This is a genomic window from Luteimonas sp. Soil_C_5 (assembly GCF_057656615.1).
The window spans coordinates 63,557-82,958 of sequence record NZ_JBDGKA010000004.1 but is presented as its reverse complement, the minus strand read 5'-3'; the positions used below and the strand labels follow the sequence as shown (position 1 = coordinate 82,958).

The following is a 19,402-nucleotide window of genomic DNA, read 5'->3' as shown; positions in this document are numbered from 1 at the left end:
CCACTCCACGCAGTGCGGAGCGATGACATGCGCCTGGCCGATTTCATCGAACAGCACGACGCGAAGATTCTGGCAGGGGCCGAAGCATTCGCCGAAACCCAGGCGCCTGCCGGCGTCGAGCTGAGCGTCAAGGCGTTGCGCAATCATCTGCCGCAGATCCTGAAAGCCGTCGTGCGCGACCTTCGCAGCGCACAGAGCGCCGCGGAACAGCACGCCAAATCCGAAGGGCGCGCCCCCGAAGACACCGGCCCCGAGTCGGCCGCGAGCTATCACGGCAGGACGCGTGCCGTCGCCGGATTCGGTCTGAACCAGATGGTCGCCGAGTACCGCGCCTTGCGTGCCGCAGTGCTCCGCCTGTGGGCCGAGCACGAGACGTTTTCGGCCAAGGCTGTCGAGGACGTGATCCGCTTCAACGAAGCCATCGATCAGGCGGTGGCCGAGTCGCTGGCCGAATACTCCGCCGAGGTCGAATCCTGGCGCCAGATCTTCCTCGGCGCGCTCGGCCACGATCTGCGCGGTCCGCTGACCGCGATCGTGCTGACGGCCGACACGCTGTCCGAGAAGACACGCGGCACGCCGTATGCGCGCTATGCCGAACGCATCATCAGTGGCGGTGCGCGCATGACCGAACTGCTGAACGACCTGCTCGAGTACAGCAAGAGCAAGCTGGGCGCCGGCATGGTCATCCATCGCGAAGCCTGCGATCTCGGCCAGGTGCTCGGCGCGGAAGTGGAACTGCTGCGCGCGGCCCTGCCGCAGGCCTCGATCCGTTTCGATGTCGACGGCTCGACACACGGCCACTTCGATGCATCGCGTCTCCGCGAGGCGCTGCACAACCTCGTGACCAACGCCGCGAAGTACGGCGAGCCCGGCACGGCTCTGCGTGTGGGCGTGTCCGGCGAGGCAGACCGCGTGCTGATCACGGTCGCCAATGCCGGCGCACCGCTGTCGGACGACGCGCTGCACGCGATGTTCGACCCCCTGCGCCGCGGCGCCAAGACCGCATCGACGGGCGAACACGTCAGCCTCGGACTCGGACTGTTCATCGTGCGCGAGATCGCCAGCGCCCACGGCGGCAGCGCGACTGCCGCATCGGCCGACGGCATGACGACATTCGCCATCGCGCTGCCGCGCACGCTGGCCTGAGGGTCGGGAGCGACTGCGCGCTGGGTCTGTTTGCGCGCACCGCAGCCTGGGTTCGGTCCGGACGCAAAGTCACAGGTCTGCGTGGCGTGTGCGTTGGCATGCGGCGTGAGCAGCGGATATCCGTGCACCACGCATCGCCTTGATGGCTGGCCGCGAATCGTGGCCAGGGTCGAGGGCCATCCGCGCGCGCAGGGCTTCTATCGACGCACGCCATCGACCAGCCGATGGGCAATGCACATGTTGAGCTGCGAAGCGCACAGACCGTCGTAGAATCTCCCATACATAATCTGCAAGGAAAGCTCCGATGCGCACGTTTCGTCCCTTCGTGCTGATGTCCCTTCTGTTGACGGTGCTGACGCTGGCCGCCTGTTCGTCGAGCAAGCCGGAAGCCGCCGTGCAGGAGTTCTACCGGGCCGTGGAAAAGGGCCAGATCGACAAGGCGATCGAGCACTTCTCGTTCGCGGACGTGTCTGCCGACAGCATGGTGCAGGCCAAGGGCAAGGTGCAGATGGTGGTGGGCGAGATGAAGTCCCGCATTGACGCCAACGATGGTCTGGACAAGGTCGAGGTTCTGGAATCGAACGTCGATGAAGGCGGGGAGACCGCACGCGTCAGGGTCCGTCTCGTCTTCGGCAATGGCAAGGACACCACGGAATCGCACCGGATGAGCCGCGATGACGGCAAGTGGAAGATCGTCCTGCGCTGAGCGTTCGAACCCGCGTGCGATGGTTCTGCGGACTCGCGCTGGCCGCCGTTGCGGCAGTGTCCGCGGCAGCCGACGGTGAATCGTCGAGAGGCACGCTGCAGGCCGGGGATCTGGTCTTCCGGCGTGGCACCGAGTCGGTCAGCGCGCTGGTGCTGGCCGTCGACCGCGGCCGCTTCAGTCATGTCGGAATGGTGGTGGGCCGGCCGGGCGACTGGAAGGTGCTCCATGCCACGCCTTCGGAAGTGCCAGGGCAGCCCGACGGGGTGACGCTCGATTCGATGGCGTTCTTTCTGGACGCCACCCGCAGCACGGACCATGCGTTCTATGCGGTGCACGCCACGCCCCGGCAACGCGATGCCGCCGTGCGCCATGCGCTGGATGTCCGCGGCATGCCGTTCCGCGTCGGCGATGCCAGCGGCACGTACTGCACGCTGCTGGTCTGGGACGCCTGGCGCCGTGGCGGCGTCGACCTGGACGTCCGCTTTTCCCGCGTTGCCCTGCCGCTGATGCAGGGCGACTACCTGTTGCCCAGCCAGCTGCGCCTGTCGTCCCGTCTGCGGCCCCTGCCTCGGCACGCCGCTGATGCAGCAGATGCGCCGGTTGCTGCGACGGCAGTGCAGGGCGCGCGCAGATTGGAGCGCCGCTGAGCGGCCAGATCCATGCGGGCAGGGTGAAGGCCTGACCCGATCACAACGTGCGTGCCGTTATGGTCCACCGCTCTGCGAGCCACGCTCGCGACCGCAGGACTGTTGCCATGCCAGAGTCGACCATGACCGCCATCGCCATCCGGGGTGGCACGGGCGATGCCGATGCCTTGCACGCGGTGCGGCTGCCGCGGCCCGAGCCCAGGGATGGTGAGGTGTTGATCCGGGTACGCGCCGCCGGCGTAAACCGGCCGGACATCGCCCAGCGCGGCGGCAAGTACCCGCCGCCGCCCGGTGCATCTGAAACGCTTGGTCTGGAAGTCGCAGGCGAGATCGTGCACGGCGCTGGCCGCTGGAAGACCGGCGATCGCGTCTGTGCGCTGCTGGGCGGTGGCGGTTATGCCGAGTACGCCGTCGCCGATGCACGCCATGTGCTGCCGATTCCGGAAGGCCTCGACTGGGCGCATGCGGCGGCGCTGCCCGAAACGGTGTTCACCGTGTACGCCAATGTGTTCGAACACGGCGCGTTGCAGTCGGGCGAATGGCTGCTGGTGCATGGTGCGACCTCGGGCATCGGCGTGGCCGCGATCCAGATGGCGAAGGCGGCCGGCGCGCATGTGCTGGCCAGCAGCCGCGGCGCCGACAAGGCGGCGCGCACGCGCGCGCTGGGCGCGGATGTGTCGGTGGATACATCGACACTGGACTTCGGTGCGATCGCGAAGGAACACGGTGGCATCGACGTGGCGCTGGACATGGTCGGCGCGCCGACGTTCGATGCCACGCTGGACGCGCTGAATCCGAAGGGCCGCATCGTCTACATCGCGACGCTCGGTGGCCCGGTGCTGCAGGTGCCGGTGATGAAATTGATGCAGAAGCAGGCGGTGCTCACCGGGTCCACCTTGCGCCCGCGCAGTGCCGACGAGAAGGCGCGCCTGGCCGTGGCCGTCGAACGTGTGGTCTGGCCGTGGATCGCCGAGGGCCGGGTCAACGCGATCATCGACCGCACCTTCCCGCTGGCCGAAGCCGCCGCCGCCCATGCGTATCTCGAAAGCGGCGAGCACTTCGGCAAGGTGGTGCTGGAGTTCCCGTGAGCGCATCGCCCGTGTTTCCGGTGGGTGACGTCGAGGCGCACTGGATCACGCTTGACGACGATGTGATGGGCGGGCATTCGCGCAGCCGCGTCGCCGTGCGCGATGGCGTGCTGCGGTTTTCGGGCACGACATCGCTGGAAGACAAGGGCGGCTTCGCGTCCATCCGCGCACGGGGCGCCTTCGCTCTTGCGGACGCGATCGGCCTGCGTCTGCGCGTCCTCGGCAATGGCCGCGCGTATCAGCTGCGCATCGCAACCGATGCACGCCACCGTGGCTCGCACGTGTCCTGGCGCGGCGACTTCGCGACGCGCGCGGGCGAATGGCATGAGGTCACCGTTGCGTTCGCCGACATGCAGCCCACGTACCGTGGCACAGTGCTCGAAGGTCCAGCGCTGGACCTGTCGAAGGTCGAAGAAATCGGCCTGCTGATCGGCGACGGGCGCGCAGGCGGCTTCAGCCTGGAGGTCGCCTGGCTCGCACCCGTGCACGGGGAATGACCAGGGCGCAGGGCCGCCGCAATCTGACGTCCAAGCACTGCATCCCGAGGTGACTCCGCCGGGCGTCGCGCGCCGCCCGCGGACGCTGCCACGACAGCCCCGCTGCACGCTACATTGCCGTCTTTCCGGTGATGGATCACGACATGGCACGCAGGTGGTTTCGCAAAGGAATGATGTCGATGACGCTTGCAGGCGTCATCGCCGTGACCGGATGCTCGGACATCGCATCCCCCGGTGCCGCGACCGATGCTGATGACGTAGCAATACAGGCGGAGGCTGCACCCGATGCAGTGGCCGATGAAGCCGCGCCCCCGGCCAGCGAAGTCACGACACCAGACCAGCGTGCCGCGACGAAACCCTTCGAGTTCGAGCCGGCCAGCGGGGAGGTGTCGTCCCCGGATGTCTGTCGACTCGATGGCTTCGTGATGCCGGCCGATGCCCGCGTCTATGCCGCGGGCGGTTATGCCGGCGCGGCCGCGGGCTTCCAGATCGACCAGAGTGGTCATTCGGCGACCACGATGCAGGTCGCCGTCCATGAGGCCGATGCGCCGGTCGTGCTGCTGCTGGGCGCCTACGAACCCACGGTCTGGACGGTGGGCTGGACAGAACGCACGCGGATCGCGGCCGTGGTGGTGACCGGCTACCACCGCCAGCAGGTGACCGGCCTGCCGGCGGATGTGCCGGTCCTGGTGAGCACTTACGACAACCGCGGCGCCTGCGGCTATGCCTATGTGGGCGACGATGGATCGGCGAAGCTCAACCCGATCGCGCGCCAGCTGTTCGGACGTCCGGTCGATGTGGCCTACGCGGCGCGCAACGGACGCGTCACCGTGGGCGACCTGCCCGCTGGCGCCGACCTGGTCACCGATGCCGCGGCCGCTCCGGTGGAGCACTTTCAGTTGAAGGACGCGCCCCTCGCCGGGCAGGCGGGCATCGATGCGGCGTTGCGCGCCGGCATCCTGCGGGCGACGACGCCGGCCGATGTGCAGGCCTGGGAACGCGCGCAGCAGCAGGCGGGGACGCGTGATGTGCCGCCGGTGGTGGGCGGCAGCGCATCGCGTACGCCAGGCGTGCCGTATCGAAGCTACACGGTGCTGCAGGCCTTCCAGATTCCGGCGGGTCTGCATGGCGCGCATTCGGCCACGTTCTTCGTCGCCCGCGGCGCACCGCCGCCGACCGGTGATCCCGGCCATTCGGCGATCCAGTTCCTCGATACGGGGCACTGCGTAGGTCTGACCTGCGGGATGCGATAGCGGGACTGTGCGGTGCCGGATGACGCGGCTGCGATCCGGATTCGGCCACGCAGCCATCGGACGGCAGGGGCTGCGCGATCGCGCCTGCTCCGCAACGCAGATCATTCGCCATGCGGCGTCCTCGGCGTTGAACGTCTTAGTCGCTGGATTCCATGCGTGCCGGTGTCCACGGCGTCACCCATTGCACGCAGCACCCGCGCCGTAACAGGGTGCGCCTGCATCAGCGCGGGATGATTTTGTCCGCCGTCAGCTTTTCACGGATGCGCCGGAGATGAATGCCCGTCGATGGCGCGCGCTTCACCAAGCGGCGCGCAGCGTGCATCACCGGCGAATGTCCGCCGATGGAGAGTCCGCGCATGACACACAACCAGTCGAACCAGAACCCCGGTGGCCAATCGGGCCACGATCCCCAGACCGATCCGGGCGAGCAGGCGCCGGGCCGGGGTGACCCGAACCGCGGCAGCAGCCCGGGTCAGGATCAGAACGAAGAGGAATGAATTTGGGGCGGATGGATCGGACGCGCCGGCGCGCGTCCGGTCCGGATGACGTCATCGCGTTTGGCGCGCAGCACTTGCATGTGCGCGTGCACACGAGGCCTCTGTTGCAGCTCTGATGCATCGTGTCGATTGGCCGGGTGGCATGTGTTGCCGGGTTCCGTTCAAGACGGCGCGCGGCACTCACTGTGTCCATCCGGCAACCGGGCCAGGCTCACGCTTCCTTTGCCGAGTACACAGCCATGAAACCTGCGATCAGTCTGCTTGCCGCCGCGCTTGCACTCGTTCTGTCCGCCTGCGCCAACGATGAGGCCGGGAACGATCGTGCGTCGACCGATGCAGCCGGTGCGTCCTCGGCCGCGATGAATCCGCCCGCGCCGCCCGTCGATCCCGCAGCCTCCGGGCCCGCCACGATGGCTGCAGGCACCGACAACGCTGCATCGGCCGCTGCCGGCCAGGCTGCGAGCGAAGGCGACCGCAAGGCGCTGATGGCGGTCGAGGAAGTCGATCGCCACGAAATCGCCGCCGCACAGGACGCCCTGTCCAAGAACGTCGAGGGCAACGTGCGCCGCTATGCGGAGTCGCTGCGCGACGATCACACCCGCAACCTCGCGGCGACGCGTCGCCTGATCGACAGCACCGGCGGCGGGATGGCCGCGCCGGCGACGCAGGACGCCGCTGCAGCGCCCGCCGCGACCGGAGCGGGCACAAGCGCGGAGATGCCGGTCGATGCCGGACTCGCCGCGATGCAGGACAAGCATGAGGCCGAGCGCACGCGCCTGTCGTCGTTGACCGGTGCCGCCTTCGCCACTGCATGGGTCACCGCGATGGTGACCGGCCACGAGGAAGCACTGGCGAAGCTCGACAACGAGCTGATTCCCGGTGCCAGCGATCCCCTCGTGCTCACCCACCTGCGCGACACGCGAACCGCCATCGCCCGTCATCTCGACGCCGCACGCGCGTTGCAGCCCGCCAACCGCTGATCCGGCGATCAGGGCAGAGCCGTCCACGTGACGGCTCTGGATCCGGCGATGTCGACCGGATACGCGCGCGTCGATTCCGATCGACGGCGTTCGCCCGATGCCACCGGCTGCGGTCGAATGCGCGGTCCATCCCGGCAGGAAACACGGACGGCGTGCGTAGGGAACCGCGGTGTCTCTCTGGCGTTGCACGCATGCGTTGACGCAGTGCCACGAGATTTGAGGGGCTGCGTGCGCGCTGCGTGGCAGCCAGTGTCTGACGGCGCACGCTGCGGATGCCCGGATACAACGTCGCGTGTCTTTTCAGCGAATGCGGCCATTTTCTTTGCTGCGATGGTCACCGCCGACGCGAGCCGTTCAAGGCGAAATCGCGTAGCCGATCCTGTTTTCGTCGCGTGGGGCAGGTGTCTTCAGGCGCCACACCCGATGCCGGCGCACGGCAGCAGCCTCCAGATGCGGTTCCGGCGTCCACGGGACAGGCGTTGCAGATGGCCGGTCGCGTGCGAGAGCGCGAGACCACAGTGCTGCAGCCGCCAGTGACCGTGGATGGGGAGACGCAACAGCGGACGCGAAGGCGGGTCAGGCGATGACAGCAGCGGCTTGCACCGTCTACGATCCGGATCGGGCCCGACGTGGGGAAGCGTCGAGGCCGGGACGACGTCCCATGGACGCGACGATCGGATCTTCGAAGGGAATCGAACATGATCAAGACCTTGTTGCTGGGCATCGTGCTGTTGGTGGGGGCGGTGATCGTGTACGAGCACGGCTGCCGTATTTCCGAGTCGGACGTCCGTGCGCACCATCGCGCGCAGATGGAAGCGCTCCGGCGATTCGACAGCCAGACGATGTGCGATTCGATGGCGAAGGACTTCAGGTTGCGGTCCACGGAGCACGTCGGCGGCACGCAGGTCCGGCGCGACTCGCTGCGTGACGACACCTGCGAAGACCTGCGTGACTCCACCGCGACTCTCGAAACCATCTCGCGCCGCACAAGGGGCCTGCTGGAGGTCGACTTCGTCGTCGACATCACCCGGATCGATGTGGCGCCCGGTGGGCGACGCGCGTCGGTCGAGGCGACCACGACCGCGAGCATCGCCGGCCAGTTGATCTCGAGATCGCGTTCGAAAGGGGAGCTGTCGCGTGCGTTCTGGCGCATCCGCGATCACGGCGGCGAAGCGCAGACCTGGGTGTACGTGCAATAGGAGCGGACGTGCAGTTGGACCGGCAGGGCCCGCCGCGTGTCCGATACCGCTTGCCGCACGCGTGCACATGTGCGCGATCAGCGACTTTCAGTCATCGTCGGATGCAGCCAGCGCCTGGTACCACGCCGCATACGGCGTGTTCTTCACCAGATAGCGGTTGAAATCGGGTGCGCCGTCGGTCCACCACACCGGTCCACGCTCGCCGAGCGCGTGCTTGGCGGCGTCGACGTCGCGGCGCGCAGCGGACAGGGCCGCGGCGTCATCCTGCTGTCCGGCGGACTTCACCGCGCGTCGCGCGTCCATCAGGGCGGACACCTGCGTCGCGCGCTCGGCGTCGGACAGTGCGGGATTGCTCGCGCGCCACAAGCGACCGCGTACGACGAGATAACGGCCGTCGGGTGTGACCGGTGGTGGCGCGGACGTGGCGTCGGTCGGCATGGCGCGAGTCTAGGGCGGGCGTCATCGCGTCGCCGTGTGTGCACCGCGCGATACACGACGCTTCACGACATGCAAAGGCCCGCGCCGCGAGGATCGGTGTTCCTGATCCGCCATTGTTGCCGGCGGTCGCCATCATGAGGTCCACATGCCCCACCGGAAATCCGTACGTCAGCCGAAGTCACTCGTGGGCGCGATCGCGCTCGGACTGGTCTCGACCGCGCTGCTCGCTGCATGCGCACCCGCCACGCCGGATCCACAGACCGAACCCGACGTCCCTGCGCTGGCGCCGACGCCCGTTGCAGCCGACGAAGTGACGCCGGACATGGCGCCGCCATCGCCGGTGGCGGCGTCCGGCACCGTGGGTGGCGACGGGTCGGAGATCCAGCTCGATACCTTGACCGGCGACGACGTGTCCGGCGCCGGCCTGCAGGGCGAGCTGGCCTGCAGTTTCTCGGAAGACGGGCAGACGCAGCCGCTGCTCCATGCCATGGGCGTGGTGGCTTCGGACGAGCCCGCGCAGGGCGTGGTCAAGGTGGCCGGTTACGTGGAGCCCGTGCGCGCGCCAGGCGGGTTCGACGGCATGGCCGAGAATCCGGTGTTCACCGGGCAGGGCAAGACGATCCGCATCGAAGCGACCGGGCCAGCCACCGGCGGCGGCGAGTCGCCGGCGCGTCCGGCGACGCTGACCTACCAGCGCGCCGATGGTGCAAGCCGCACCATCGAAGGCCTGTGGCAGTGCGGACCGTAAGTCCGCCGATCTGATTCGCCGCAACGCATGACGGCGCCGCAGGCTAGCGGCGCCGTCATCGTGTGCGCTGGGTGCAACGGGCGGTGGACACCGCCCGCCGCACAGGCATCAGGGCGTCAGCGTGCCTTCGACCGAGTCGTCGAGCGTCTTGCCGATTGCCGCGCCGATCATCATCTTCGTCGCCGCGACGAACTCGCCGTGCTTGTTGTCCCAGTAGTAGCCCGTGGTGGGCGCGACGCGGATCACCGTGATGCGCGGATCGTCCTTGCCTTCGGTGAACCAGGTCTTGAGCACCGGGTTCCACAGGTCATCGATCTGGTCGCGGTCGCGGCTGATCGTGGCGTGGCCTTCCAGGACGAGAAAGCCGGAGTGCTTCGCCGACTGCAGGAACAGCCGGACGTTCGGATCGGCTTCGATCTCGGCATTCTTGTGGCTGTCGGACGAACTCAGAAACCACAGCGCACCGGCCGCGTCCGCTTTTTTGATCGACATCGGGCGCGTGCCGCCGGTCTCGCTGTGATGCAGTGGCGTGGTGCAGAAGAAACACGAGTCGGCATCGTCGGACATGTCCTGGATGCGTGCGACGGCATCTCCGGCGGTGAGGTTCTTCCGGGTGTCTTCGGGCTGGTTGCGATTGATGGAATCCATGGGTGTCTCCGGTGGTGGCAGGACGCGGGGCGTCGATGCGTGAGCCTGTGGGCGGATGGCGTCGCGGATGGGCAATGCGGCGCTGTCCGGAAATACGGTGTCGATTCGAAAACGGATCCAGCGACGGTGGTCAAGCGTCGACGCATGGACATCCGGGCCAGACGGCCGGAGGCCAGGTGCCACATCGGATTGCGCTGCAGACGTCGCGGTGAAGCCGGAGCCGTGGAGGGACGGGCAGCGTGGGCGCGCAGCGGTGATCCGGGTGTGACCCGAATGTGAGCGGTGCGTCGTTTCAGGCCCTCAGTTACGACAGGTGGGCACACACGCCGCAGGGGTCACCGCAATCTGCGCGCGCGCTGCATGGGCAGCGTCGCGAACCGCGCTCAGCGGGTCTGTTGCAGACAGAACGCCAGGATCAGCGTCGATGCATCGGGCCCCTTCGGATCCGTATGACTGCCGGCCGGATCGCCGCCGCTCCAGGTGTGGCCGGCGCCCTCGATCACCACGTGTTCGACGCGCACATGGTCCTGCGCATCTCGGAACACGGTCCGGACGACCTCGCGTCCGTTGATCGACGTGGTGCTGCCTGTATCTGCCTGCAGCGGCGGTCCACCTGCCGCGCCGGCGATCGCGTCATCGACGATCGCCCGGCCGTTGTCGACCTGTACGGTGCGATCGGCCGTACCGTGCAGCACGATCGTCGGCACTGGAGGGCCAGCGTCGGCAGTGCCGGTCGGAAGCATGCGCGCGGTGCCGCGTCCCTGCATCGCCGCGAAGGCGCCGGGTACGTCGTGGGCCGCGCCGAAGGGCAGACCCGAATGCGCGCCGACCGCGGCAAAGATCTCGGGATAGGTACGGCCCAGGATCACCGCCATCGCCGCACCGGCCGACAGCCCCGCGACATACACGCGGCGCGGATCCACGCGGTGGCGCGTCCCGATCTCGCCGACGATGCCGGCCAGGATCGCGGGCTCGCCTGCGCCGCGTTGCTGGTTTTCGCGGCGGAACCAGTTCCAGCATCGCGACCCGTTGTCGCGTGGCGTCTGTTCGGGATAGGCCACCAGCACGCCGTGCGCAGCGGCGACCGCGTTCATGCGTGTGCCGGTCGCGAAGTCGTCCGGCGATTGCGTGCAGCCGTGCAGCATCAGCATCAACGGGGCGCCATCGACGGCATCCGGATCGAGGCCCTCGGGCACGTACAGCGTGTAGGCCCGGCTGCCGGCTGCACCGGTGTAGGTGAACCGGGTGGTGTCGCCGGCGCCACGTGCCGCCGGCGGCGCTGTCTCGCCGCGTGCGCGGACAACGTCAGCGGCGTCCGGGGCTGGCGTTTCATCGGTCGCGGGCGATACCAGGCCAGCCTGACGCAAGGCGTCGTGGATGGTCTGCTGCACGCTGCCGGTCGCGCTGTCGGCGCCGATGCCGGAGGCCGCAAGCGCGCGCTGGATCGTTGCCTGCACCTGGGTGGCGGCGCCGCTCGTATGCGCGGACAGGGGGGAACTGAAGCGTCGAACGAGCTTCTGGAAAGATTTCACGTGCAGCACCATGCGGGTGGGGGGAATCCGCCGGATCAGCCTAGGCGATGGCGCGTGAGCGGGGTGGGGCGGGCGACGGGGCGTCCCTGCCGACGGATCGAGGTAGCTGCAGCCGTTCATCGCAACCCGCGATGGCGCCGTGGCACTCTGGCGCGGCGGCCGGACAGCCGGCCTGCGTCCATCGACCCCACACACGGAGTAACGCGCGATGTCCTACGGATCCCGGATCGGCCTGCTGGCTGCGTTGTGCGTGCTGGTCGCCTGTACCGACGTGCCGGATGCCGCACCGCCCGCAGCTCAAGCGGACAGCGGCGTCGCGACCACGGAACGTGCCGTGGTCGCCCCGACAGCCGCATTGCCGCCGCCGCCCGATGAAGCCGAGGTGCGCGTCGCACTCCACGGCGAGGATGCCGTCGCCGGGGCGGCCGACGACGACGGGCATCTGGGCACCCTGTGGCTGGGCTATCCGTTCACGGATGCGGGCGTGCACCGCTTCACCGGGTTCGTCACGACGACGCGGCGCTTCGATGCGGCGGACGCTGACGATTCGCTGATGAAGCATGACGGTACGGTCGCGCTGGGCCAGGCGACCTTCGAGTGGACCGGTGCGGCGTGGCGCGTGCAGTCGACGGACGGCTACGTGGGCGAATTCGGACGCAACGTGCAGCCCGAAGCGCTGGACACCACGCGGGCGGTCGCGCGTCACGACACCGCAGGCGGGCGGATGCTGATCGCCGTCCCGACGCGCGACTTCATCAACGGCAGCGCGCAGCAGCGCTTCGCGATGTTCGTGTTCGATCCCGCGTCGGTGGTGCAGCCGCAGGGCCGGCCCTGGCGTTACCTGGGCTCGGTCGACGGTGGCGAGGACAACGCGGCGGCCTGCGCCGGGGGCGAGGTGATGCCGTGCATCCGCGCGGTCGGCACCCTGACGTTCGCGGCTGCCACGGGCGATGCGCGATTGCCGGACATCGAGGTGAGCTACACCGGCACGACCATCGCCGCGCCGGGCACGACGCGCGCCCTCGGGCCTGCAGATACGCAGCGTTACCGCTTCGATGACGAATCGGAGTTGTATCAGCGCCAGGCGTCGCCAGCGTCGTAACGCGTCCGCGTCCGCGCGGGACGCCGGTGGACCGGGCATCGCACCGGTTCGCTGCAAGCGATGGCGATGGAGATGATCCAGCGCGCAACCCGATGATGCGCATGGCCGGCGTGCCGTGCGTCGTGCGCGTCTGACACCTCGCCCCTACTCGCAGCCGATACCGTCGTTGTCCCGGTCGAGGTGTGGCCCATAGCCCGGCTCGCCGCGACGCACCGGGGCGGCGCCGGCGGCGCGTGCTTCGGTGCAGTTCCGGTATGCGCCTGTACTGCGCAGCGACGATGCGTCCGCGTCGAAACGCAGGGACGGCATGGCGGCATCCGCAGCACGCGCAGGTGCCACCGCGGCCGGGCCGCGGTGGCAGTGATCGCCGCCGTTGCGGCGGTCGTGATGACAGCCGTTGCGGTCCAGCCCACCACCGTGCGCGTGCACGGCAGCGGGCATGACGATCATCAGAAGCAGGAGTCCGGCAAAGATCCGGGAGGTGCGCATGCATTGATCAGGCAGGAAGTCGAACAGCGACCTGCATGGCGCATGCCATCCCTTGGAGACAAGAACGCGCGTCGTGACACGCGAGACGTGTGTCCTACGCCGTAACGCGCGCGGATCAGGGCTCGCCGAAGCTGCGGCTGGAGTGCGCACCGGCGCCCGGCGTCGGGCCGACATCGAGCTGTTCGCCGACCAGGACCGGATCGCCATGCGGCGCCGTGCGGCCACCGTCGTCGCTGATCGATCCGGTGGGCTTGGCGACCTTGGCAGGCTGGCGACCCTGCCACTTCTTGTAGGCGAAATAGCTGAGTGCACCGGCAGCAACGATTCTGAGCATCTTCATGAGGCATCTCGTGGGGTCGATCGGGCGCCCAGAGTGGCCATGGCCCGGTGATCCGCGCGTGACCCGGGCGCGGGCGCCATCCGCGCGGTGATCAGGTGTTGCGGTGTCCCGCGGTCGGTCGTCATGCCATTGCCCGCTGCTGCGTGGTGGCTGCGGCGTTCCGTGAACCGGTTGTCGTTCGCCACACCGCTCAAGACGGGATGCGATCGACCGATAGAGTTCCGGATCGGCCACGTTGCCTGCCTCGCGATGGGATCCCGCGGGGCGCGTCGTCTGGAAACAGGTGGCGTCGGCGTGTCGATCGGTCGTACCGTCGTCGTGTCCGGGTCCGTCATGCGTATGCGCTCAGTGGAGACAATCCAGGATTCACCGCCGTCCTCGCCTGGCGCCAGGCGACGGACGCCCGGGCGCGGTTTGCCGATGCTGCCGCCGATCGGCTGGGCGGCCCTGGTGCTGGTACTGGGCCTGCTGGTCACCGCGGTGCTGGCGCAGCGCGAGTCGCGGATCGCCGATGCGCGCACCGCCGGCCTGCACACCTCGCTTGCCGATGCAGCGCAGGGCCGGCTGCGGGAACCGCTGGAAGGCGCCGCGATCGCACTGCGCGCGATGCAGACGGTGTTCCTGTCCAACGATGCGATGGACCAGCACGCGTTCGCGCGCTTCCAGCAGAACCTGCGCGCGGTGGACGAGGTGCCCGGCTACCGGTTGACCGGGTTCGCCCGCAGCACGCCGAATGCCTCCGGCACGTCGTCCTCCTACCGTTACGAGCTGGTGACGCCGCTGGAAGGCAACGAGGCCGTGCTCGGCTTCGACGTCAGCACCCAGCCGGCGAACCTGCAGGCACTGCAGCGTGCACGCGACAGCGACAGCGTGGTCATGTCCGCGCCGTTCCGGCTGGCGCAACTCGATCTGCCGGGCACCGCCGGACTGGGCGTGACGCTGCGCCTGCCCGTATATGCGCAGGGCCAGGTGCCGGTCGACATCGACGAGCGCCGGGCGCGCGAGATCGGTGCCCTCGCGATCAGCCTGCAGCTCGACCCGATGGTGCGCGCCGCGCTCAAGGGCCGGATCCTGGAATTCCTCCACGTCGAAGTGCGCGATCTGGATGCGGCGCCTGGCGAGGACGCCGTCTTCGTCGCCGGCCCGCGGCCGGACGGGGCTGCCGGCGTCGCCACCCGCACGGTGGAGTTCGGCGGCCGCCGCTGGGAGCTGCGGTTCCAGCCGCTCGATGCGCGGTCCGATGCCGCCGGCGTGCGCACCACCGTCGTCGCCGGCGTGGCGATCAGCGTGCTGCTGGCCCTGCTGTTGTGGTCGGTGGCCAGCACCCATCGGCGCGCGTTGTTGCTGGGTCAGCGCATGAGTGCGCGCTTCAGCGAAAGCGAAGCGCGGTTCCGCGCGCTCAACGAACTGCTGCCGGTCCTGGTGCTGCTGGCCGACGAGCACGCGGGCCGCGTCACCTACGCCAACCAGACCGCGCGCCAGCGGCTGGGTGAGATCGTCGGGCGTCCGCTGGAGACGCTGTTCGCCGACGAGAGCGTGCGTGTCGACCTCCACGCTGCGGCGCGCGACGGGGGCTGGGACGGCCGGGAGGTCGCGATCGTCGCGACCGGCGGCATGTTCTGGGCGCGGGTGTCGCTGGCGGTGGTGGTGGTCGACGGCGCGCCGCATCTGCTGCTGACCGCGACCGATATCAGCGAGCAGCGCGCGCTGACCGAACGGCTGAGCTACCAGGCCTCGCACGATGCGCTGACCGAGCTGTGCAACCGGCGCGAGTTCGAGCTGCGGCTGTCGCGCGTACTGGCCGAACGCGCCGCACGTCCCGACGTGGCACCGTTCGCCCTGCTGTATTTCGACCTCGACCAGTTCAAGGTCATCAACGATCTGTCCGGACACATGGCCGGCGACCAGCTGCTGGTCGAACTGGTGATGGCGCTGCGCATGAACATGCGCGAAGGCGATCTGCTGGCGCGGCTGGGCGGCGACGAATTCGGGCTGCTGGCCTTCAACGTCGACGAGGCAATGGCGCTGGCCCTGGCCGAGCGGCTGCGCCGCTGCATCGATGCGGTGCGCTTCGTCTGGCACGGACGCACGTATTCGGTCAGCGCCAGCATCGGCGTGGTGATGGCCGACCGCGTCGGCCTCAGCCTGAAGGACGTGATGGCCTGGGCCGACAGCGCCTGCTACCAGGCCAAGGAAAACGGCCGCAATCGCGTGCATCTCTACCGCGAGGACGACGACAGCACGCGCCGGCACGGCGAGATGGAATGGGCCAACCGGCTGCGCGGTGCGATGGAGCAGGACCGCCTGCTGCTCGACTTCCAGGAAATCGTGCCGGTCATCGACACGCCCGGCAGCGGCGCGCACGTCGAACTGCTGCTGCGGTTGCGCGACGAGTCGGGCCATGAAGTGATGCCGGGCACCTTCCTGCCGGCCGCCGAGCGCTACGGACTGATGCCCGAGGTGGACCGCTGGGTGATCCGCACCGCGGTCGCCAATTTCGCAGCGTTGCATCCCGACGGCGCGGCCCTGCGCACCTGCGCGATCAACCTGTCGGGCGCCAGCATCGAGGACGACGACCTCGCCGGGTTCATCCTCGGCTGCATCGCCGAACACGGCGTGCCGGCGGACCGCTTCTGCCTGGAAATTACCGAGACCGTCGCGGTGCGCAGCCTGCTCAAGGTGGCCGGCGTGATCGAGCGTCTGCGCGCGGCCGGCTGCCGCATCGCGCTCGACGACTTCGGCGCCGGCATGTCCTCGTTCGGCTATCTGAAGAATCTGCCGGTCGACATCATCAAGATCGACGGCAGTTTCATCCGCGAAATCGAAACCGATCCGATGAGCCGCACCATCGTCAGCGCGATCGTGCAGATCGGACATCAGCGCGGTCTGAAGGTCGTCGCCGAATGGGTCGACGACGTGCGCATGCGTGATGTGCTGGCCGAGCTCGGCGTCGACTACGGGCAGGGCTTCGGTCTGCACCGGCCGCAGCGGGTGCTGTTCCAGCGCTGATCGGTTTCGCAGTCGGACGCGCGCACGCCGCGCTGGTGGTGATCAGCGCAAATCGGCGTCGCGTCGATCCAGCAGCGCGGCATCGGCGCGCAGGAAGACCGCACCGGTCGGCTCTCCGGCCCGGCCATGGGCGGTGCCGCTGAGGAAGCGCAGACCCTGGGCGCCGGTCTCCTGCGCGATCACCGCCTGCAGGCGCGCCAGCGTGTCGGCCGCCGCCTCGCCGTGCAGCACGGCCACGTACTCGCCGCTGCCGCTGCTGCGGGTCACCGCGTCGCCGGCGGTGCCCGCAAGCGCCTGTTCCAGCGCCGCATCGAGCTGCAGCAGCAGCTTCTCCGTCGTGCGTTCGCCGATGCGTTCGACGGTGCCGGCGTGGTCCTGCAGTTCGATCAGGGCCAGCAGATAACCCGCATCGTCCGCCTCGGGCGCGTTGGTCGCCGGCGCGGCCTCGGCGACGAAGGCGGTGTGTTCGAGCGCACGTTCGCGTGCACGCGCTTCGAGCAGCGTCATGGTCACGCGCGCCAGCGACTGCAAGGCGGTGCGCTGCGTGTCGGTGAGCGTGCGCGGTGCGTCGTCGAGTACGCAGACCGTGCCGATCGCCGCGCCGTCCGGGGCCACCAGCGGCATGCCGGCGTAGAAGCGGATGTCGCCCGCGTCGCCATTGACGTAGGGGTTGGCGGCGAAGCGGTCGTCATCGCGCAGGTCGGCGACTTCCAGCAGCGTGTCCGGCGCGCGGATCGCGTGGTCGCAGATCGCCACCTCGCGCTGGGTCTGCTGCACGTCGATGCCGGTGCGCGCCTTGAACCATTGGCGGTCGTGGTCGATCAGCGTGATCAGGGCGCTGGGCGTGCCGCACAGCGTGGCCGCGAGATGGACGATGTCGTCGTAGGCGGCCTCGGGCAGGCTGTCGAGCACGTGGTAGCGGTCGAGCGCGCGCTGGCGTGCGGATTCGGTGTGCGGGGCGGGGGACGTCGCTGCGACCATCGGTTTCGGTCTCTCTACGGCGGGGCGTCGAGTGTCGCCACGGCGCCGTCAAGGGACGGTCACCCTGCGGGCAGTGCGCTGCCGCGTGCGCAGCGTGCAGGTCGTTGGCGACGCAAGGCGACAGCTTCGGCCATAGCCGACGGCTCAGGCGTAGTAGGCGAGGAACATGTCCACCGCCGAGCCGGCGACCTGCGCTTCCTGCGCGGCATCCAGCGGCGGTTGCCCCATCGACAGCTGCGGCCAGAATGCGAACCCCTTCAGCAGGCCCTGCAGCTGCATCGCCGCAAACCGGGGATCGTCGGTCTTCAGCCGGCCATCGGCAGCGGCGGCGATGACCCACGTGGTCAGGCCTTCCTCACGATCGCCCAGCTGGTCGAGCATGGTGCGCGCCAGGTCCGGCGAATGGATACCGGCGGCGATCGCCACCCGGGCCAGGTCGACGAAATGCGGGTCGTGCAACAGCCGCAGTTTCTGGTCGACCAGTTCCAGCAGCTGTGCGCGCAGCGGACGGTCCGGGCGGTAGGCGAGGTCCGGACCGCAGACACCCCGTTCCAGCATTTCCTCGAGGATGCGGACGAACAGCGCTTCCTTGCCTGGAAAGTGGTTGTAGACCGTGCGCTTGGACACACCGGCGCGGGCGGCGATGCGATCCATGCTGGTGGCCTCGTAGCCCGAGGCGCGGAACTCGGCCACGGCCGCCTCGAGGATGGCGGCGTGCTTGCGGTCGGTCAGGCGGAGCGTGGGGTCGGGTGCGGTCGTCACAGGGCAATTCTACACCGACCGGTTTACTTCCTGGATTCAATACGTAAACTGCACGGTGTAGTTCAGTGGAGCCATCCGCCGTGCCTTCCCGTCCCCCGCCTGCGCCACGCCGGTCCGTCCGCCGACGCCTGGCCCTGACCGTCCTCGTCTCCGGAGCTGTCCTCATGAGTGCCTGTCTGCTGTCGTACGCCCGTACCAGCCACCCCGTCGCCGACTACACCGCCTCGCCCCAGGCGGTCGACGGCAAGTTCCGCAATCCGGTCGAGCGCCCGGCGATGGGGCTGGGCAAGAGCCTGCGCCTGTTCTGGGATGTCCTGTTCAACAAGCCGGACGGCACGGTGCCGACGTCGCCGGTCCCGGTGCTGCCGCTGACCCGCGCCGACCTGGATGCCGCGCCCGACCGCAGCCTGTACCGGCTGGGCCATTCGACGCTGCTGCTGAAGCTGCGCGGCGGTTTCTGGATCACCGATCCGGTGTTCGCCGAACGCGCCTCGCCGGTGCAGTGGGCCGGTCCGCGTCGCTTCCACGCGCCGCCGATCGCGCTGGAGAACCTGCCGCCGCTGCGTGGCGTCGTGCTGTCGCACGACCACTACGACCATCTCGACCGCGCCACCGTGCGCGCGCTGGCCGAACGCGCGGAAGTCTTCCTCACGCCGCTCGGCGTCGGTGACCGCCTGATCCGCTGGGGAGTGCCGGCCGACAGGATCCGTCAGCTGGACTGGTGGCAGGGCACGACAGTCGACGGTCTGCAGTTCACCGCGACGCCGGGCCAGCATTTCTCCGGGCGCGGCCTGTTCGACGGCGACCGCACGCTGTGGGCGTCGTGGGTGATCGTGGATCCGCCGGCCGCTCCGGACGATCCGGGCCTGCGCTTGTTCTTCAGCGGCGACACCGGCTATTTCGACGGCTTCGCCGAGATCGGCCGCCGCTTCGGGCCGTTCGACGTGACCATGGTCGAAACCGGCGCCTACGACCGGCGCTGGGCCTTCGTGCACATGCTGCCCGAGCAGACGCTGCAGGCGCATCGCGATCTCGGCGGCCGCGTGCTGCTGCCGGTGCACAACGGCACCTTCGACCTGGCGATGCACGCCTGGGAAGAGCCCTTCGAGCGGATCAGCGCGCTCGCTACCGACCAGGGGCTGCCGCTGTCCACGCCGAAGATGGGCGAGCGTGTCGACCTCACCGCGCCGCAGCCGACCTCGGCTTGGTGGCGGGAGATGCAGATGTCCGCCACAGCCGACTGACCGGAACGGCCGGGCGGACCCGCCGGTCCGCAAAGGTCCGGCCGACCGGGGCATGAACGCCGGTCCGGACCTAGGGTTGCCCCGCATGCGACCGGC

21 protein-coding genes are annotated in these 19,402 nt (G+C 69.0%); 13 read left to right on the top strand and 8 right to left on the bottom strand.

The window, feature by feature from the left end:
- Positions 1 to 27 precede the first annotated feature (27 nt).
- The 6 genes from AC3A5K_RS12255 to AC3A5K_RS12230 all read left to right on the top strand — a co-directional run bounded on the left by AC3A5K_RS12255 (position 28) and on the right by AC3A5K_RS12230 (position 5,337).
- Positions 28 to 1,146, top strand: coding sequence for an ATP-binding protein (locus AC3A5K_RS12255; protein WP_487617823.1), 1,119 nt, complete (start codon positions 28 to 30; stop codon positions 1,144 to 1,146).
- Between the two features lie 304 nt (positions 1,147 to 1,450).
- The gene (locus AC3A5K_RS12250; RefSeq protein ID WP_487617822.1) at positions 1,451 to 1,852 is read left to right on the top strand and encodes a DUF4878 domain-containing protein; all 402 of its coding nucleotides are present in this window, start codon (positions 1,451 to 1,453) and stop codon (positions 1,850 to 1,852) included.
- Positions 1,853 to 1,866: 14 nt separating this feature from the next.
- Complete coding sequence (locus tag AC3A5K_RS12245; RefSeq protein ID WP_487617821.1) at positions 1,867 to 2,499, top strand: YiiX/YebB-like N1pC/P60 family cysteine hydrolase; 633 nt, start codon at positions 1,867 to 1,869, stop codon at positions 2,497 to 2,499.
- Between the two features lie 107 nt (positions 2,500 to 2,606).
- Entirely contained in the window at positions 2,607 to 3,587 is a 981-nt protein-coding gene (locus AC3A5K_RS12240) for an NAD(P)H-quinone oxidoreductase (RefSeq protein ID WP_487617820.1), read from the top strand.
- Positions 3,584 to 4,084, top strand: a complete 501-nt coding sequence (locus tag AC3A5K_RS12235) for a CIA30 family protein (protein ID WP_487617819.1) — start codon at positions 3,584 to 3,586, stop codon at positions 4,082 to 4,084. Before AC3A5K_RS12240 ends, AC3A5K_RS12235 begins: the two co-directional genes overlap by 4 nt.
- A gap of 179 nt (positions 4,085 to 4,263) precedes the next feature.
- Positions 4,264 to 5,337 carry a hypothetical protein gene (locus AC3A5K_RS12230; protein ID WP_487617818.1) on the top strand — a complete coding sequence of 358 codons (1,074 nt, stop codon included), beginning with the start codon at positions 4,264 to 4,266 and terminating at the stop codon, positions 5,335 to 5,337.
- A 220-nt stretch (positions 5,338 to 5,557) separates the two neighbouring features.
- On the opposite strand, the gene AC3A5K_RS12225 is transcribed toward AC3A5K_RS12230, so the two are convergent.
- Complete coding sequence (locus tag AC3A5K_RS12225) at positions 5,558 to 5,695, bottom strand: hypothetical protein (protein WP_487617817.1); 138 nt, start codon at positions 5,693 to 5,695, stop codon at positions 5,558 to 5,560.
- Between AC3A5K_RS12225 and AC3A5K_RS12220 the strand changes: the two genes are divergently transcribed.
- The 3 genes from AC3A5K_RS12220 to AC3A5K_RS12210 all read left to right on the top strand — a co-directional run bounded on the left by AC3A5K_RS12220 (position 5,694) and on the right by AC3A5K_RS12210 (position 8,013).
- Positions 5,694 to 5,834, top strand: a complete 141-nt coding sequence (locus AC3A5K_RS12220) for a hypothetical protein (protein WP_487617816.1) — start codon at positions 5,694 to 5,696, stop codon at positions 5,832 to 5,834. The two genes, AC3A5K_RS12225 and AC3A5K_RS12220, sit on opposite strands and share 2 nt — an antisense overlap.
- A gap of 239 nt (positions 5,835 to 6,073) precedes the next feature.
- Complete coding sequence (locus AC3A5K_RS12215; protein ID WP_487617815.1) at positions 6,074 to 6,814, top strand: DUF4142 domain-containing protein; 741 nt, start codon at positions 6,074 to 6,076, stop codon at positions 6,812 to 6,814.
- 698 nt (positions 6,815 to 7,512) lie between these two features.
- The gene (locus AC3A5K_RS12210) at positions 7,513 to 8,013 is read left to right on the top strand and encodes a hypothetical protein (protein WP_487617814.1); all 501 of its coding nucleotides are present in this window, start codon (positions 7,513 to 7,515) and stop codon (positions 8,011 to 8,013) included.
- Positions 8,014 to 8,100: 87 nt separating this feature from the next.
- On the opposite strand, the gene AC3A5K_RS12205 is transcribed toward AC3A5K_RS12210, so the two are convergent.
- Positions 8,101 to 8,451 (bottom strand): hypothetical protein, encoded by a 351-nt coding sequence (locus AC3A5K_RS12205; protein ID WP_487617813.1) that lies wholly within the window; start codon positions 8,449 to 8,451, stop codon positions 8,101 to 8,103.
- A 145-nt stretch (positions 8,452 to 8,596) separates the two neighbouring features.
- Between AC3A5K_RS12205 and AC3A5K_RS12200 the strand changes: the two genes are divergently transcribed.
- Positions 8,597 to 9,199 carry a hypothetical protein gene (locus AC3A5K_RS12200; protein WP_487617812.1) on the top strand — a complete coding sequence of 201 codons (603 nt, stop codon included), beginning with the start codon at positions 8,597 to 8,599 and terminating at the stop codon, positions 9,197 to 9,199.
- 108 nt (positions 9,200 to 9,307) lie between these two features.
- Here AC3A5K_RS12200 and AC3A5K_RS12195 read toward each other — a convergent pair whose 3' ends face one another.
- Both AC3A5K_RS12195 and AC3A5K_RS12190 read right to left on the bottom strand, forming a co-directional pair.
- On the bottom strand, positions 9,308 to 9,847 hold the full coding sequence (locus tag AC3A5K_RS12195) for a pyridoxamine 5'-phosphate oxidase family protein (protein WP_487617811.1): 540 nt from the start codon (positions 9,845 to 9,847) through the stop codon (positions 9,308 to 9,310).
- A gap of 383 nt (positions 9,848 to 10,230) precedes the next feature.
- Positions 10,231 to 11,379, bottom strand: coding sequence for an extracellular catalytic domain type 1 short-chain-length polyhydroxyalkanoate depolymerase (locus AC3A5K_RS12190; RefSeq protein ID WP_487617810.1), 1,149 nt, complete (start codon positions 11,377 to 11,379; stop codon positions 10,231 to 10,233).
- Positions 11,380 to 11,587: 208 nt separating this feature from the next.
- Here AC3A5K_RS12190 and AC3A5K_RS12185 point away from each other — a divergent pair, with 208 nt between their 5' ends.
- The gene (locus AC3A5K_RS12185) at positions 11,588 to 12,481 is read left to right on the top strand and encodes a hypothetical protein (RefSeq protein WP_487617809.1); all 894 of its coding nucleotides are present in this window, start codon (positions 11,588 to 11,590) and stop codon (positions 12,479 to 12,481) included.
- Between the two features lie 144 nt (positions 12,482 to 12,625).
- Here AC3A5K_RS12185 and AC3A5K_RS12180 read toward each other — a convergent pair whose 3' ends face one another.
- A complete protein-coding gene (locus tag AC3A5K_RS12180; protein ID WP_487617808.1) occupies positions 12,626 to 12,970 on the bottom strand; it encodes an excalibur calcium-binding domain-containing protein in 345 nt (114 codons plus the stop codon).
- Between the two features lie 115 nt (positions 12,971 to 13,085).
- Entirely contained in the window at positions 13,086 to 13,310 is a 225-nt protein-coding gene (locus AC3A5K_RS12175; protein WP_487617807.1) for a hypothetical protein, read from the bottom strand.
- 420 nt (positions 13,311 to 13,730) lie between these two features.
- Between AC3A5K_RS12175 and AC3A5K_RS12170 the strand changes: the two genes are divergently transcribed.
- On the top strand, positions 13,731 to 16,319 hold the full coding sequence (locus AC3A5K_RS12170) for a bifunctional diguanylate cyclase/phosphodiesterase (protein ID WP_487617806.1): 2,589 nt from the start codon (positions 13,731 to 13,733) through the stop codon (positions 16,317 to 16,319).
- A gap of 42 nt (positions 16,320 to 16,361) precedes the next feature.
- Here the strand turns inward: AC3A5K_RS12170 and AC3A5K_RS12165 are convergent, their stop codons facing one another.
- Complete coding sequence (locus AC3A5K_RS12165) at positions 16,362 to 17,300, bottom strand: GAF domain-containing protein (protein WP_487617805.1); 939 nt, start codon at positions 17,298 to 17,300, stop codon at positions 16,362 to 16,364.
- A gap of 144 nt (positions 17,301 to 17,444) precedes the next feature.
- A complete protein-coding gene (locus AC3A5K_RS12160) occupies positions 17,445 to 18,062 on the bottom strand; it encodes a TetR/AcrR family transcriptional regulator (RefSeq protein WP_487617804.1) in 618 nt (205 codons plus the stop codon).
- 164 nt (positions 18,063 to 18,226) lie between these two features.
- Here AC3A5K_RS12160 and AC3A5K_RS12155 point away from each other — a divergent pair, with 164 nt between their 5' ends.
- Positions 18,227 to 19,306, top strand: a complete 1,080-nt coding sequence (locus AC3A5K_RS12155; RefSeq protein WP_487617803.1) for an MBL fold metallo-hydrolase — start codon at positions 18,227 to 18,229, stop codon at positions 19,304 to 19,306.
- Positions 19,307 to 19,402 lie beyond the last annotated feature (96 nt).

Bases quoted from the DNA above. Each gene is read 5' to 3' on its own strand.
- AC3A5K_RS12255 (WP_487617823.1), top strand. From the start codon at position 28: ATGCGCCTGGCCGATTTCATCGAACAGCACGACGCGAAGATTCTGGCA.
- AC3A5K_RS12250 (WP_487617822.1), top strand. From the start codon at position 1,451: ATGCGCACGTTTCGTCCCTTCGTGCTGATGTCCCTTCTGTTGACGGTG.
- AC3A5K_RS12240 (WP_487617820.1), top strand. From the start codon at position 2,607: ATGCCAGAGTCGACCATGACCGCCATCGCCATCCGGGGTGGCACGGGC.
- AC3A5K_RS12230 (WP_487617818.1), top strand. From the start codon at position 4,264: ATGACGCTTGCAGGCGTCATCGCCGTGACCGGATGCTCGGACATCGCA.
- AC3A5K_RS12220 (WP_487617816.1), top strand. From the start codon at position 5,694: ATGACACACAACCAGTCGAACCAGAACCCCGGTGGCCAATCGGGCCAC.
- AC3A5K_RS12225 (WP_487617817.1), bottom strand. From the start codon at position 5,695: ATGCGCGGACTCTCCATCGGCGGACATTCGCCGGTGATGCACGCTGCG.
- AC3A5K_RS12215 (WP_487617815.1), top strand. From the start codon at position 6,074: ATGAAACCTGCGATCAGTCTGCTTGCCGCCGCGCTTGCACTCGTTCTG.
- AC3A5K_RS12210 (WP_487617814.1), top strand. From the start codon at position 7,513: ATGATCAAGACCTTGTTGCTGGGCATCGTGCTGTTGGTGGGGGCGGTG.
- AC3A5K_RS12205 (WP_487617813.1), bottom strand. From the start codon at position 8,451: ATGCCGACCGACGCCACGTCCGCGCCACCACCGGTCACACCCGACGGC.
- AC3A5K_RS12200 (WP_487617812.1), top strand. From the start codon at position 8,597: ATGCCCCACCGGAAATCCGTACGTCAGCCGAAGTCACTCGTGGGCGCG.
- AC3A5K_RS12195 (WP_487617811.1), bottom strand. From the start codon at position 9,847: ATGGATTCCATCAATCGCAACCAGCCCGAAGACACCCGGAAGAACCTC.
- AC3A5K_RS12185 (WP_487617809.1), top strand. From the start codon at position 11,588: ATGTCCTACGGATCCCGGATCGGCCTGCTGGCTGCGTTGTGCGTGCTG.
- AC3A5K_RS12180 (WP_487617808.1), bottom strand. From the start codon at position 12,970: ATGCGCACCTCCCGGATCTTTGCCGGACTCCTGCTTCTGATGATCGTC.
- AC3A5K_RS12175 (WP_487617807.1), bottom strand. From the start codon at position 13,310: ATGAAGATGCTCAGAATCGTTGCTGCCGGTGCACTCAGCTATTTCGCC.
- AC3A5K_RS12170 (WP_487617806.1), top strand. From the start codon at position 13,731: ATGCTGCCGCCGATCGGCTGGGCGGCCCTGGTGCTGGTACTGGGCCTG.
- AC3A5K_RS12165 (WP_487617805.1), bottom strand. From the start codon at position 17,300: ATGGTCGCAGCGACGTCCCCCGCCCCGCACACCGAATCCGCACGCCAG.
- AC3A5K_RS12155 (WP_487617803.1), top strand. From the start codon at position 18,227: ATGAGTGCCTGTCTGCTGTCGTACGCCCGTACCAGCCACCCCGTCGCC.